Raw genomic sequence first — 13,293 nt, forward strand, 5'->3', positions numbered from 1 at the left:
ATGGCAAGAAAGCTACCCATGTACATGGCTATAGCGGAAGCAATTGCGCAGGAAATGGAGCGCGACAGCTCAGTATTTGTTATGGGTGAAGACATTGGAGCATATGGTGGCATATTCGGAGCCACCACCGGACTTCTTGATAAGTTCGGCCCCGACCGAGTAAAGGATACGCCTATAAGTGAATCTGCCTTCATAGGAGGAGCTTTAGGTGCTGCTTCAAAGGGAATGAGGCCAGTTGTAGAGCTTATGTTTGTGGACTTCTTTGGTGTCGCTATGGATCAAATATACAACCACATCGCCAAAGTCACCTACATGTCCAATGGAAATGTAAAGGTTCCAGTGGTAATTATGACTGCCATAGGAGCTGGATATAGCGATGCTGCACAACATTCTCAAACCTTGTATGGTATTTTTGCACATGTACCCGGACTAAAGGTGGTTGTTCCGTCCAACTCTTATGATGCAAAAGGTCTTATGATATCAGCTATAAGGGACGATAACCCAGTCATGTATTTCTTCCACAAAGGACTCCAAGGGCTCGGTTGGATGCCTTCACCTGAGGAGGCAGCTGTAGAAGTTCCAGAAGAACCTTATACTATTCCCTTTGGGCAAGCTAAGATCGTCCGTGAAGGTGGCGACATTACCATAGTTACCGCGTCTAGGATGGTATATGAAGCACTGTGGGCTGCACAGGAACTGGACAAAGAAGGAATAAGCGTTGAAATTATTGATCTTCGAACACTTGTGCCCCTTGACAAGCAAACCATTCTGAACTCCGTTGCAAAAACTGGCAGGCTCCTAGTTGTAGATGAGGATTATCTAAGCTATGGATTAACTGGAGAAATAATCGCGGTGGTAGCTGAAAGTGGTTTAGCTAGCCTTAAAGTGCCTCCAAGAAGAATAGCTGTACCTGATGTGCCACTACCCTACAGCAGACCTCTGGAAAAGTTCGTGTTGCCATCTAAAGACAAGATTGTCAAACTTGTAAAAGAAATGTGTGAGGAGAGTTAATATGGTGGAAATAAAAGTACCTGTCATTAGTACCGAAGGCAAAGTAGGTTACGTAGTTAGGTGGTATAAGAATGATGGTGATGAAGTAAAAGAGGGTGAAGAAATAGCCGAGGTTATGATTGAAAAAACCACGCTGCACATACAGGCTCCTCTATCGGGAAAATTGAAAATCGTTAAGAATCCAAACGAGGAAGTCCGCGAAGGAGAAATCATCGGATACATAGAATAGCACCCTACAGGAAACAAAGCAAAGCAGGAGACGGGACCTTCAATACACCAAAGTCCCCTCTCCTGCTAACCTAGGAACATGACGTCCTTTGGTGCTAAAGTATGAACGAACTCACAAATGATTGCTTCTTTGACCATGTTTAATGTGACGTTCGGTGCATATTCTGACAAATTCGCTACTTGAGATCTTTTGCTTTTGACGAAATCGTGTTGATCCTCGGGATATGTCTCTTCCCATCTCAGGCACTCTTTAAGCGCCTGCAAATCAGAATTCACAAGCAATGTCGAGTGATAGAAAAACTTATGTGCCGTAATCGCTGTGCTAGAGCCTGATATTTTTCTACCTTCTATGAAAATGCTGGCACGGTCGTCAACCACCACGGGAGCTTTAGTCAGTTTCCTAACTGTTTCTGCCAATATGTTAGCTATGGCTTTTGCTTCGTCCAGGACGTAATGAGAAAAAACAATGTTGTCTTTCTCCTTACATAAGGTGATGTTAAGATTCCCTAAGTCTTGGTACACCGTTCCACCGCCGGTAAACCTGCGAATAACCGGTATTTTTCTTGCATGCACGTAGTCCAGGTTAACTTCATAATCGGGATTCTGGAATCTGCCCACAACTACGCAACATTCGTTTTGCCATAGCATCAATACCACATCACCATGTAGTTCGAGCTCTAAAAGGTTTTTCTCAACAGATAAATTCTCCAAAGGGTCAGTTCTATCGTTTCTTAGTATTCTGAGGGTGTTCATTGCTCAAAGTTAGTTTTTAAACAAGCCTTCCTCTACGCCTAACTCCAAGGCTTTTGGGACATTCACTGTCAAAGGGCCTTGGCAGGAAAGCTCTATGGCAAACTCTGTTGGGCGAAAGACTTCAATTTCTCTTTCACCATCCAAAGCTACAGTCCCGTCACGCAAAACGAAAGTGAAAGGTTTGTTTTCTTCGAAATGGCCGTACTCCCCTACTTGCACGCGTTCAATCTTCCCTGGAGCCATGGGAAACAATATTGACTCTCCAGATGAGTCTAATATGGCGTAAGAACCGTACGGGTCGTACTGGTTAGATGGACAGAGAAAGCCCAAAAGCGAAGAAAAACCAACGTTCTCAGGTCGGGCTCTGGAGCAAAATACCGCGCTTATGGATTTTGGATCCCAAACAGCTCTGGAACCTACAAAACGTTCCTTCGTGAAAGCTATATCTATCAAAGCTATATCCTCATTGCCGTCCCATGAAATTTTGAGGAATTTTTCTTGATTGGTGACCTGCTTTTGATCTATTATTTCTGAGGTCATAGTCCAAGCAGCGAGAGCAGCAATAGTTGCTTCGACCATAGAAGGAAAGACATTATTGGTTCCCGTTGATATGCTAACAATTGGGGTGGAATCCTTTGGATTAAGCCCTTTGATCGCTGCTCTGTTTGTTCCATCTCCGCCTATTACCACGATGGCGTCCACGTTTCCTTGCATTAGTGAAGCCGCCATTAATGTATCTTTGTCTGTAAAAAGTGGTTTCATGTCAAGCTGCTCAAGATTAACTCTTAAGTTTCTAATACGTTCTGCTGCTCTGTAAACAATGTTGTAGGAATCTGGCATGAACAGCACAGAACTTAGCCCCATCGTGTTCCAAGTGGCTAGAAGCCTCTCCACAATGTTGACTTTTTCCTCGTTATCAAAGACAGAAGCGTGAGCTACTAGTCTCCTTATGTCTCTACCTGACTGGGGATTGGCAATGATGCCAATAGAGTGTTTCTTCATAGTGGCTAAAAACTCCTTTCAACCTTAAGAACTGATGCCGCTCTTCGCGAATCTTGGCTACTCAAGTGCACTCGCATTCTCAAAATATTCTTTAACTTTTTGTAGAAAACGAGCTCCTGGAGCGCCATCTACAACTCGGTGATCAACGCTCAAAGAAAGTGTCATGCTTTTTGCTAAGCGTGGTTCATTGTTTTCAAGTACCACAACATCCTTGATTCTGTTTATACCGAGAATAGCCACCTGCGGTGGGTTAATTACTGGTGTGAAGGAATCCACTCCCAGCATACCCAAGTTTGTTATTGTAAATGTTCCACCCACAAAATCCTTTTCTTTTAGCTGGCCTGCTCTTGCTCGTGAAACCACATCCTCGTATTCCGTTACTAGGTCTGCAACGCTTTTCTTGTCAACATCTCTTATTACAGGTGTAACCAACCCATAGGGAGCATCCACTGCTACACAGATGTTTACGGAATCATACACCTTTATCACATTGTCTTCCAAAGTAGCATTTAAATTTGGACAATCCTTTAGTGCAAAAGCAACTAGTTTTAGCATTATTACAGTCAAGCTCGGGTTACCCTGTGTTTTCTCTTTTAGAACAAGCAAATTAGTAGGATCGATATCCATGTTAATTGTCACGTGCACGGCATTCCTATAGCTTTCTGATAGCCGCTCAGCTATAACTTTTCTAAAACCTAGTACTTTCTCCTCTTTCTGAATTCTCGGATAAAAGTGCTCGACAATATACGCTTGAAGCACTTCTAAGCTTACCTCTCCCTTCTCAACCTGAAGCTGCTCTAGATCGATGTCGTATTGATCTGCTATTGCTTTTAAGTCAACCACAAAGCACCCCTCCCAATTTATGGACAACTCAGATGCCGTCCATTGTAAGTGTATGGATATTATAACACTTAAACGAAAGAAAAATACAATAGTTAAAAATTATATTGTTGGCCTTTTCTCTGTCTTCTGTGGCCTTACCGATCTACCTCTATATAGCGTTTTGAATAACTTTGAGAATTGTATGAGATCAGCGTCGGTACCTTTAAGTCCGTTAAGACCATTGCGAGCTACCTTAAAAGAAATAGCGTTGTTCTTATTACCGTCCTTGAGTAGGCTCTGACCATCAACGGTTAAAGGAGCCTTAACTACTGATATTACTAAAGCAATAGTTGGTAGAAAGAACCAGATCCAGAGAATGGATGTCACATGTAAAAAGTAAAAGGGCACCCAGCCCACAAGACTTATAAGCCACATCCACAAACTCAAATTGTTGAGCAAATTCTCAATATCCCACCTAATGTAAGGTTCGCTGCTTTTTATAACCCAAAGGAAGAATTTTTCACGCAAAGAAAATGCGAAGTCTGCTAAATCAGTAACATTTGCTGATGAACCGATGACATCAAACACTGGATGTCCAATAATCTCATTGCTCTTTCTAACCAGACACAACTGGTTGTCCTCATGCTCTAGTGAGAAGGTACCGTTCTCCAAGAGGAATAACATGTCTGCAAGTATTAAATCTTCATTCTCTTTTCTGCTTCTAACGAAGGCATATAATGACGGCCAATAGTTCATAATCATATTATAGTAGACACGATACCAAACGATAAGAAAGTGCAGGTTCAAAACGTTATGGTTTACACAGGTATACATCTCAACATAAGCGATGGGACAGACGCAATCCTAAAGCAAATAGACGAGCTGCAAATAGATTCGTTCCAGATTTTTCTGGAAAGTCCACTGTCATGGACTCCTATGAAAGGACTTTACCGCTTTGAGAGTCTCATAGAGAGGGCAAGGAACGATTTTGGCGTGAAGACTGTGTTTGTGCATTCACCTTATCTAGTACACTTAGCAAGTCCTAGGGGGTCTGTCAGGACAAAGTCATGGAAAAAACTTAAAGAAGATCTTTCATTGGCATCAGACCTTGGTATAGATGGTTACGTAGCTCACCTGGATATGCAACACCCAGAACAAGAGCTTGTTTTCCTTGAAGAATACTCGCGATACCTCTCGATGATATCATCCAATATTCCACTTCTCTTGGAAAACGTTGCAGCGGCAAAGTTTGTTGGCGCGGATCCTTATTTCGTTTTGGATGTAGCTCGTCAGGCATCTACCTCATATCCTGCCGCCATATGTCTAGATACTGCACATCTAGCTGCAGCTGGGTTTGACATTTTGCAGATTCTCGAAGACAAGCGATTCGAGGAGTTAGCTCTCCGCATCCGAGTAGTACATTTGAACGATTTGAAAACGCCTATTGGTTCATCTAGGGATGTACATGAAAACTTGGGCGAAGGCTCCATTGGATACGGCCCGTTAAAGAAAATGGTGAGGGCTCAGAACAACGGCACATCGATAATACTAGAAACACCCCAGGACAAACCCGATAACAATAGAAAAAACGTTGCGGTTTTAAAAAAGATGTTGGTCGAATAAGAAAAGGGTCCAAGCCCCCAAGGAAGCTTGGACCCTTGTAAAATTAAATGTTTATGCTTAACCTTCACCTTTTTCAAAAATGACACCGTCAGCCTTAGGCGGTTTTGTCTTTCCCAAGAACCCGGCCAGAACAATAAGAGCAAGGACATACGGGAAAGCCTTAATCAGTATGGGGGATATGCCACTCAGCAGAGGTATCTGGTTTTGGAAGTACGTGAGCGTTTCAGCATATCCAAACAACATAGCCGCTAACACAGCATACAGTGGATTGTAGTTACCAAAGATCATTGCTGCCAACGCTAAGAAACCACGCCCTGCAGTCATGGCATCGATCCACTGATGTGGATAAAGCGTTGCAGCAGCAAGGCCAGCGAAAATGCCAGACAAAATGACACCAGCATACTTGTATCCATAGACATTCACTCCAAGGGAATCTGCCGCCCAAGGATTCTGCCCACAGCTGCGAAGACGCAAACCAAAACGCGTCCTATTAAGCAACCATACGGTAAATATGGCCAAAGGTATGAAAAAATAAGCAATTACGTTTATTCGCAGAAATGTGGGGGGTGTATAAGGATTGACAGCACTCTGGGTTTCCATGCCGAAGACTTGCATGCTAAGGAATCTTGTAAGTCCTGATGCCAATATGTTTAATGCAGTGCCGCTTACAACATGGTCAACCTTGAAGGTTATAGTGGCCAATCCATGAATCAGTGATATGAGGACAGCTCCTACGATTGCAAACAGTAGTCCGGCTATCCAGCTCTTAAAAAGCGTTGCTCCCCAGACGAAGAAGAAAGTACCGGTGAGCATCATACCTTCTACTGCAATGTTCACTACACCGCCAGTTTCAGAGTAAACCGCACCTAAAGCACCATATGCCATGGGTGCGCTTAACTGTAAGCCCCTCAACAAGAAATACCAAAAGTCGAACATGCTAACCAACCTCTCTTCTTCTTAAAGTGCGTGCGTAACGCCTGAGAATTTGGTCAATAACTACCACGGAGAGTATCATAAGCCCTGAAATAATGCCAATTAGAGAATTAGGAACTTTAGTGTACATTTGAAGTCCATACCCGGCACGACTCAGGAAAGAGAAAAGCAAACCTGAGAGGATGACACCAAGAGGATTGTTTCTAGCTAGGAGTGCTACCGCAAGCCCTGTAAAACCAAGCCCTCTGGTTATATTCGGAGTGAAAAATTTCGATATGTAGGCTACTTCCTGTAAGCCAACTAGACCACCGATGGCCCCTGATATGAGCATGGTTACAAGGAGTGTTTTCTTTACATCTACGCCCGCGTAAACAGAAGCTGATATGTTTTGTCCCACCCAGCGTACTCTAAGTCCAAAAGATGTCTTAAACAGCACAAACCACATAAGGAGTACTACAATAAGGGCTATTAGCCAGCTTAAGTCCACCGCAACATAATGCGGAAATTCAAAGCCGAAAAGACCAGTAATACTGTTTATGACGTTGTGCAAAGATGGAAACACTGCAGTGGGTTTTAGGTAAGGCGTACGCAAATTGAAAGACTGCGCTTCACCCCTAACTCCGTTAAAAGGGCCATCTACTAGGTACAAAATGACTGCAGAGGCTATTTGGTTCATCATAATAGTGCTTATGACTTCGTGCACGCCTTTGTACACCTTTAGCAGAGCGGGAATCAGGATCCATATCATACCGCCGAGCATTCCAGCCAGAATAACCACCGGAATATGAATGTACGTAGGGAGATCTAGATAAGCTCCAGCCACCCCCGCACAAAGAGCCCCAAATAGGTACTGGCCCTCTACACCTATGTTGAAGACCCCCGCCTGAAAAGCGATGGCGTTCGCTTCACCAGCTATTATTAGCGGTATGGATTGAGAAACAATATAAGCTATGCCAGCTTGACTGAAAGAAAAGGTCAAGATGGCACTTAAAGCCTTAATCGGACTTTCACCTATGAACTGAACTGTTACCATCATTACTACCATGGCAAACAAAAAGCCTAAGACTGGAGCCGAACCTTCAATAAGTCTGTATTTCCACTCCATACTTTTGGGTTGCGCTTTTACCTGTTCTTGTGTCATTCTTCCTTCACTCCCAGCATATACAGTCCAATGATTTCCGGTGTCGCTTCTTCTCTCCTGAACTCTTTTATTATCTTTCCTCTGTAAAGAACTCCAATACGATCAGACAAAGCCAAGATCTCTTCAAGGTCCGCGGATATAAGCAGAATGGCTTTCCCTCTGACTTTTTCATCTATGAGTTGCTTGTATATGAATTCGGTGGCCCCTACGTCTACGCCTCTGGTGGGGTAAGCAGCCAGCAAAAGGGTTGGATCAAAGCTTATTTCACGTCCCACAACAAATTTCTGCTGATTTCCGCCACTTAAAGCACTGGCAGGCACTTCCACAGAAGGAGTTCTGACGTCGAAATTCTTTACTACGGTGCTTGCAGTAGACCTCATTGCCTTGTAATCAAGAATACCCCTTTTTTGAAATTCCTGTCGCCAATGCCACCCAACCACCACATTTATGTACAAAGGCATATCAATGAATAAACCTTGTGCCTGTCGGTCTGCTGGGATGTGACCCACGCCAAGTTGTCTGCGTCCCAAAGGAGGGATTCTATTGACTAACTTATCGGTAATACGTATTTCACCAGCTGACGGGTAAATCTCACCTGAGACTATTTTAAGAAGCTCTTCTTGCCCATTGCCTTCAACGCCAGCTACCCCGTAAATCTCACCAGCATGAACAGAAAAGCTGATCCCATCAAGTTTCTTGACACCGTTTTCTTCATAAACAACATCTTTAAGCACCAAACAATCTTCGCCAACTTCAACCCGAGGGTTTTCTACCTCCAGCACCACTGGTTTGCCCACCATCATCTCGGCGATTTTTTCCTTGCTAGCTTCCTCAATGGGCATTTCACCCACTACTCTGCCCCTTCTAATAACAGTGATTCTGTCAGCTATTTCTAAAACTTCGTTTAGTTTATGAGAAATAAATATTATGCCCCGTCCCTGTTCTTTAAGAGCCTTAAGCGTTTTAAACAGCTCTGTTGTTTCCTGTGGAGTTAACACAGCTGTTGGTTCATCAAGAACCAGAGTTTCTGCACCTCGGTACAGCAGTTTAAGTATTTCAACACGCTGCTGTAGTCCCACTGGCAAATCCTCAACATAGGCATCAAGATCCACAGGCATAGCGTTCTTTTGCATAATGTTTTCGATCTTCTGTCGCGCCGATTTTGTGTCTAAAACCGCATTCTTTACAGGTTCACTGCCCAAGATGATGTTTTCAAGAACTGTTAAACCCGGCACCAGCATAAAGTGCTGGTGCACCATACCTATGCCAAGTGCCACTGCTACTGATGGATTCGTAATTCTTACAGGGTTCCCTCTTACCAAAATCTCACCTTTGTCTGCACGGTATTCCCCATAAAGAATTTTCATAAGCGTGGTCTTACCAGCTCCGTTTTCACCAACTAATGCATGAATTTCCCCTTCGTAGAGCGTCAGATGAATGTCATCGTTAGCCACAACGCCTGGAAAAGCCTTTGTTATACCCTTCAATTCTATCAGAGGAATCCGTTCTTTGACTGTGTCAACCTTGCTCATCTTTATCACCCATTTCTTACGTTTTGAGCAGATAAGCCAAATGAATACGAACCAGCTTCAAAGACTTTTACGAGCTCGCGCGTAACTAGGAACGTGGTACAACACTCACTACAAAATGATTGCAGAAACAACAACTACATCACCTCTGCTTATAACTTACTTGACATTCCGCTTTTTCATTATAACATTGAGAAAAAACAAAAAGGGCTACCCGCACGGTAGCCCTTAAATCTTAATTGTGAGAAATGCTAATACTTAGGGTAATTGGAACGTTTGTAGTTCTTCGTTGTTGGTTGGAACAACAATCTCGCCATTTATGATCTTCTGTTTAAGTTCATCTACTTGGGGCATAACATCCTCAATAAGAGATCTATTGTAGTCGTTAACCGCATATCCGACGCCTTCTACGTCTAATCCAAAATCTCTATATCCACCCTTCCACTGGCCTTCCATGAACTCTTTTCCAGTAAGATACACAGATGTATCGACCCTCTTCAGCATGGAGGTCAGAATACGGTCACCAATAGCCTGCTGTTCGGGATCGTCGCTGCTCTTATAAACCAAGCCTTGGTCACTATCTACGCCAATGGCCCACACATCTTTACCATTCTTGTAGGCATCATAAACTGCTTGGAACACACCAGCACCTGACGCACCAGAAGCGTGGTAAATAATGTCTGCGCCCTGATTAAGGAACGTTGAAGCTATTTCTGTCCCTCTAGCGGGGTCTTTAAAGGCGTCCCCAGTAGTACCTATGTACTGGGAGAGAATGCTTCCAGCTTGTCTCAGATTAGGATTGACGTACATGGCTCCTGCCTTATAACCAACCTCGAACTGCTCAATTAGTGTACTCTGCATACCACCCACGAAACCTACTTTGTTTGTATTGGTCTTGAGGCCTGCAATAGCCCCTACTAGGAATGAGCCTTCATTCTGCTTAAAGTTCAAGCAGACGATATTGCTCTGCTCATTAAGCCCCTCAATGCTACCGTCTACAATGGCAAACTTTGTGTCTGGGAAGTCTTTTGCAACATTGATCATGGGGTCAGTGAACATGAAACCGATACCAAAGATAAGATCATAACCCTCTTCAGCTAAAGTACGAAGAAGCTGTTCTCTGTCTTGGCCACCCTCTTTAGGTTCCAAGTACTTAAGCTCCACCTCGGTCCCGTAGTTAACATTGTCTGGGTCGTCTTTGATGTAACCTTTGAACTCTTCTGCCAAACGAACTAGCCCGTTATAAGCAGAATCGTTAAAAGAGTGATCTCCTCTTCCACCGATATCAAACACAAGACCGATCTTGTACTTCGGTTCCGTAGTACTTGGCTGTGAAGGCTGTGAACAACCGCTCAAAACCAGTGAGACAGCTAATAGAGCGACTAAAATACCAACTGTAAACTTTTTCACCTCTGCTCCTCCCCTTTCGTCATTTTTAGCGGAAGTTTCCCTTCCGCTTCCGTAATATTATACTACGTTTAAGTGAGTGTCAATTGTTGCCATAACAAACTTTTAAACACGCTTTCTTCAATGCTGGCGTAAAATATGGTGGACTAGTCTGCATATAAAGGAGGTACTAATGTGGATAACATAAAGCGACTTGGCGTTTTAACCGGTGGAGGCGACGCACCTGGACTAAATCCAGCTATTCGGGGAGTTTTCTACAAAGCTGTGGAATTGGGATATGAGGTCATAGGTATTAAGGATGGTTGGAAAGGCCTTTTAGAAAAAGAAACCATAGTGCTATCCAAAGCTGATGTAGACAGTGCTCTTACAAAGGGTGGTACTATTCTGGGCTCAAGCCGTACCAATCCTTACAAAAGAGAAGGCGGGAAAGAAATTGCCTATGAAAACTTCAAAGAACTTGGGCTCAGTGGTCTTATTGCCATAGGTGGCGAAGATACCTTAGGCGTTGCTGGGCAGCTTGTCAGAGATTACCAACTACCCATAAACGGAGTGCCAAAGACGATTGATTTTGACGTTCCCGAAACTGATTTTACGTTAGGTTTCTTTACAGCTCTGGAAGTTACCACGGACATACTTGAAAGGCTGCAAGACACCGCTAAGAGCCACCATCGTGTCATGGTATTAGAAGTTATGGGACGTCACGCAGGATGGCTGGGTCTTTTTACTGCCGTAGCTGGCGGCGCCGATTACGTGTTAGTTCCTGAAAAGAAAGCTGACATAGAAGAGCTTATTGCGAAGACAAAAAGAGCTCTCTCTGACAAAGGGTTCGCTGTAGTAGTGGTATCAGAGGGGGCTGTTTTAGACGAAAGCATGCTCAAAGACAGACCTGTTGATGAATTTGGCCATGTTCAACTGGGTGGCATGGGAGAAGTGGTTGCGCAGTTCTTAGAAAAAAGCTTGAATACGGAAGTGAAATGCGTTATTCTAGGCCATGCTCAAAGAGGTGGTAAACCTTCTGTGATAGACAGAATACTTCCACAACTTCAAGCGCTTAAAGCGGTGGAATGGTTAGACAAGGGACAGACTGGTGTCTTAGCTGCATACAAAGAAGGTACCATTAAGCCGGTTGATCTTACACTGGTTGTGGGGAAAAACAGGCCTCTTCCTGAGTCTTTAATAGACGATTTTGGAGTCTTTTTCAAAGGATAAATCATGAAAAGAATCGGCATACTAACGTCCGGGGGTGATTCCCCCGGAATGAATGCAGCTATTTGTGGAGCTGTCATAGCCGCCGAACAGAGAAATATTGAAGTCATAGGTGTGCGCAATGGTTTTGATGGGCTTCTGGAGGAGCAATTTTTGCCCTTAAGTTCCAGCCGAGTCAGAGGAATAAACTCTCTCGGCGGGACTATTCTTGGGACGTCTCGGAGTGATAGATTCCTGCTTCCTGAATGGAGACGGCGAGTGCCAGATACGCTTTCCTCTACTGGCATCGACGGGCTCATAGTAATTGGGGGAAATGGGTCCTTGCGAGGTGCAATGGCTTTAGAGGAAGCAGGCATCCCCACTGTGGGAATCCCAGGGACTATTGATAATGATTTGGGAGGCACTGACTTCACACTGGGATTCATAACAGCCGCTGAAACAGCGGTAAAAGCAGTTCGTCGGCTAACTGATGTGGCGTTGTCTGAAAGGGGAATTTTCTTTGTTGAAGTTATGGGACGAAATTCTGGTTATATAGCCATGTTTGTAGGTCTGGCAACCGGAGCTGATTTTGTCAATATACCGGAAGCCCCAGCAACATCTGAGGAAATCTATACAAAGATAAGCCAAGCCGAAGGTAGTGCCATCGTCATATGGGCTGAAGGCTGCGGAGATCCATCACCGCTTGCGGAGTGGCTAAGAGAAGAATTGAATAGAGACATAGAGATTTCTCGCATTGGTCATTTGCAGAGGGGTGGTACTCCGGCAACCTTAGATTCTTTCCTAGGTTTTACCATGGGAGCAGCTGCGCTTTATACCATATCTGAAGGACGCCACTCTATTATGATAGGGACTAGAAATCTACAGCCTGTTGAAGTACCTTATGAAGTGGCAATTGAGCCAAACCCACTTCCTCCCTACCTTCAGTCCATGCTACTACCGCTTTTAAACTCACGTTGACGTTTTGCTTCATACAAGGCAATACTAAGGGCAACGTGAACATTAAGGCTCTCGAAGTCAGTTGGTATGTTGCCAAAATGGTCACATAGTGTTCTCACGGTTGTACGGATACCTTTATCTTCAGACCCAACGACTAATGCAACTTTTCCTGTTAAATCCAAATGATAAACTTTTGTTCCATGGTGTGCTTCCAGTCCTACTACTGAGAAACCGTTCTCTTTAAGCCTCGGGATAGCCTGTTTAATGTTTAATCGCCATACGCGTGCCCTTAAAGCTGCTCCACGGGAAATCTCAACAACCTTCGGCGTTACTGACCCAGTGTTGTGAAGATCAAGGATTATATTGGGAGATGAAAGTGCCACCGACGCCCGAAAAATGGCCCCCAGATTTGTGCTGTCTGTTACCCCATCCACAATCACAACCATGTTTCCTATTTCAGGCAGTTCTTCCCATCCTAAGTAGTCAATTTCCGAAGGGAGAAAACCGACCCATTCTTTTTCAGGAAAGAATTCCTTAGGAACAGCTACTAAAGGAATTGGTCTGTTCTTCTCTAGTCTATCCACTAGCTGCTTAACCTTTGACATTTTGTCTACTCGTACCCAGATTTTTTCAACCTTGCCAGATCTGAGTGCTTCTTCCAAAGGACTAAAACCGTATGTAAGCTCTTTCTTTAGACTCATC

At 44.0% G+C, this 13,293-nt stretch carries 14 protein-coding genes; 5 read left to right on the forward strand and 9 right to left on the reverse strand.

Features of this window, described 5'->3' with window-relative positions; translation table 11 throughout:
- Window positions 1-1,011: an alpha-ketoacid dehydrogenase subunit beta gene (locus tag COPRO5265_RS03995; RefSeq protein ID WP_012544225.1), complete on the forward strand. Its 1,011-nt coding sequence runs from the start codon at window positions 1-3 to the stop codon at window positions 1,009-1,011.
- 1 nt (window position 1,012) lies between these two features.
- The gene (locus COPRO5265_RS04000; RefSeq protein ID WP_012543475.1) at window positions 1,013-1,240 is read left to right on the forward strand and encodes a lipoyl domain-containing protein; all 228 of its coding nucleotides are present in this window, start codon (window positions 1,013-1,015) and stop codon (window positions 1,238-1,240) included.
- Window positions 1,241-1,305: 65 nt separating this feature from the next.
- Here COPRO5265_RS04000 and COPRO5265_RS04005 read toward each other — a convergent pair whose 3' ends face one another.
- The 4 genes from COPRO5265_RS04005 to COPRO5265_RS04020 all read right to left on the reverse strand — a co-directional run bounded on the left by COPRO5265_RS04005 (window position 1,306) and on the right by COPRO5265_RS04020 (window position 4,572).
- Window positions 1,306-1,992 (reverse strand): lipoate--protein ligase family protein, encoded by a 687-nt coding sequence (locus tag COPRO5265_RS04005; protein ID WP_012544514.1) that lies wholly within the window; start codon window positions 1,990-1,992, stop codon window positions 1,306-1,308.
- 9 nt (window positions 1,993-2,001) lie between these two features.
- The gene (locus tag COPRO5265_RS04010; protein WP_012543698.1) at window positions 2,002-2,994 is read right to left on the reverse strand and encodes an ATP-NAD kinase family protein; all 993 of its coding nucleotides are present in this window, start codon (window positions 2,992-2,994) and stop codon (window positions 2,002-2,004) included.
- 57 nt (window positions 2,995-3,051) lie between these two features.
- The gene (locus COPRO5265_RS04015) at window positions 3,052-3,837 is read right to left on the reverse strand and encodes a dihydrolipoamide acetyltransferase family protein (RefSeq protein ID WP_012544694.1); all 786 of its coding nucleotides are present in this window, start codon (window positions 3,835-3,837) and stop codon (window positions 3,052-3,054) included.
- A 99-nt stretch (window positions 3,838-3,936) separates the two neighbouring features.
- A complete protein-coding gene (locus COPRO5265_RS04020; RefSeq protein WP_236608182.1) occupies window positions 3,937-4,572 on the reverse strand; it encodes a hypothetical protein in 636 nt (211 codons plus the stop codon).
- A 57-nt stretch (window positions 4,573-4,629) separates the two neighbouring features.
- Between COPRO5265_RS04020 and COPRO5265_RS04025 the strand changes: the two genes are divergently transcribed.
- The gene (locus COPRO5265_RS04025; protein ID WP_012544463.1) at window positions 4,630-5,439 is read left to right on the forward strand and encodes a TIM barrel protein; all 810 of its coding nucleotides are present in this window, start codon (window positions 4,630-4,632) and stop codon (window positions 5,437-5,439) included.
- A 57-nt stretch (window positions 5,440-5,496) separates the two neighbouring features.
- On the opposite strand, the gene COPRO5265_RS04030 is transcribed toward COPRO5265_RS04025, so the two are convergent.
- The 4 genes from COPRO5265_RS04030 to COPRO5265_RS04045 form a co-directional block, all read right to left on the reverse strand.
- Complete coding sequence (locus COPRO5265_RS04030) at window positions 5,497-6,375, reverse strand: ABC transporter permease (protein ID WP_049750678.1); 879 nt, start codon at window positions 6,373-6,375, stop codon at window positions 5,497-5,499.
- A gap of 1 nt (window position 6,376) precedes the next feature.
- Window positions 6,377-7,513 (reverse strand): ABC transporter permease, encoded by a 1,137-nt coding sequence (locus COPRO5265_RS04035; RefSeq protein ID WP_012544077.1) that lies wholly within the window; start codon window positions 7,511-7,513, stop codon window positions 6,377-6,379.
- On the reverse strand, window positions 7,510-9,045 hold the full coding sequence (locus tag COPRO5265_RS04040; protein WP_012544370.1) for an ABC transporter ATP-binding protein: 1,536 nt from the start codon (window positions 9,043-9,045) through the stop codon (window positions 7,510-7,512). The genes COPRO5265_RS04035 and COPRO5265_RS04040 overlap by 4 nt, the downstream gene beginning before the upstream one ends.
- Before the next feature lie 255 nt (window positions 9,046-9,300).
- The gene (locus COPRO5265_RS04045) at window positions 9,301-10,452 is read right to left on the reverse strand and encodes a BMP family lipoprotein (RefSeq protein WP_012543922.1); all 1,152 of its coding nucleotides are present in this window, start codon (window positions 10,450-10,452) and stop codon (window positions 9,301-9,303) included.
- 171 nt (window positions 10,453-10,623) lie between these two features.
- Here COPRO5265_RS04045 and COPRO5265_RS04050 point away from each other — a divergent pair, with 171 nt between their 5' ends.
- Both COPRO5265_RS04050 and COPRO5265_RS04055 read left to right on the forward strand, forming a co-directional pair.
- Window positions 10,624-11,658 (forward strand): 6-phosphofructokinase, encoded by a 1,035-nt coding sequence (locus COPRO5265_RS04050; RefSeq protein WP_012544741.1) that lies wholly within the window; start codon window positions 10,624-10,626, stop codon window positions 11,656-11,658.
- A gap of 3 nt (window positions 11,659-11,661) precedes the next feature.
- Entirely contained in the window at window positions 11,662-12,612 is a 951-nt protein-coding gene (locus COPRO5265_RS04055) for an ATP-dependent 6-phosphofructokinase (RefSeq protein WP_012544261.1), read from the forward strand.
- On the opposite strand, the gene COPRO5265_RS04060 is transcribed toward COPRO5265_RS04055, so the two are convergent.
- A complete protein-coding gene (locus tag COPRO5265_RS04060; protein ID WP_012543520.1) occupies window positions 12,576-13,292 on the reverse strand; it encodes a TrmH family RNA methyltransferase in 717 nt (238 codons plus the stop codon). The genes COPRO5265_RS04055 and COPRO5265_RS04060 overlap by 37 nt on opposite strands.
- Between the last annotated feature and the right edge of the window lies 1 nt (window position 13,293).

The organism is Coprothermobacter proteolyticus DSM 5265 (assembly GCF_000020945.1).
Taxonomy (GTDB): domain Bacteria; phylum Coprothermobacterota; class Coprothermobacteria; order Coprothermobacterales; family Coprothermobacteraceae; genus Coprothermobacter; species Coprothermobacter proteolyticus.

What these genes read in the sequence shown, in the direction of transcription:
- COPRO5265_RS03995 (WP_012544225.1), top strand. Translation starts at nt 1, where the DNA reads ATGGCAAGAAAGCTACCCATGTACATGGCTATAGCGGAAGCAATTGCG.
- COPRO5265_RS04000 (WP_012543475.1), top strand. Translation starts at nt 1,013, where the DNA reads ATGGTGGAAATAAAAGTACCTGTCATTAGTACCGAAGGCAAAGTAGGT.
- COPRO5265_RS04005 (WP_012544514.1), bottom strand. Translation starts at nt 1,992, where the DNA reads ATGAACACCCTCAGAATACTAAGAAACGATAGAACTGACCCTTTGGAG.
- COPRO5265_RS04010 (WP_012543698.1), bottom strand. Translation starts at nt 2,994, where the DNA reads ATGAAGAAACACTCTATTGGCATCATTGCCAATCCCCAGTCAGGTAGA.
- COPRO5265_RS04020 (WP_236608182.1), bottom strand. Translation starts at nt 4,572, where the DNA reads ATGAACTATTGGCCGTCATTATATGCCTTCGTTAGAAGCAGAAAAGAG.
- COPRO5265_RS04025 (WP_012544463.1), top strand. Translation starts at nt 4,630, where the DNA reads ATGGTTTACACAGGTATACATCTCAACATAAGCGATGGGACAGACGCA.
- COPRO5265_RS04030 (WP_049750678.1), bottom strand. Translation starts at nt 6,375, where the DNA reads ATGTTCGACTTTTGGTATTTCTTGTTGAGGGGCTTACAGTTAAGCGCA.
- COPRO5265_RS04035 (WP_012544077.1), bottom strand. Translation starts at nt 7,513, where the DNA reads ATGACACAAGAACAGGTAAAAGCGCAACCCAAAAGTATGGAGTGGAAA.
- COPRO5265_RS04040 (WP_012544370.1), bottom strand. Translation starts at nt 9,045, where the DNA reads ATGAGCAAGGTTGACACAGTCAAAGAACGGATTCCTCTGATAGAATTG.
- COPRO5265_RS04055 (WP_012544261.1), top strand. Translation starts at nt 11,662, where the DNA reads ATGAAAAGAATCGGCATACTAACGTCCGGGGGTGATTCCCCCGGAATG.
- COPRO5265_RS04060 (WP_012543520.1), bottom strand. Translation starts at nt 13,292, where the DNA reads ATGAGTCTAAAGAAAGAGCTTACATACGGTTTTAGTCCTTTGGAAGAA.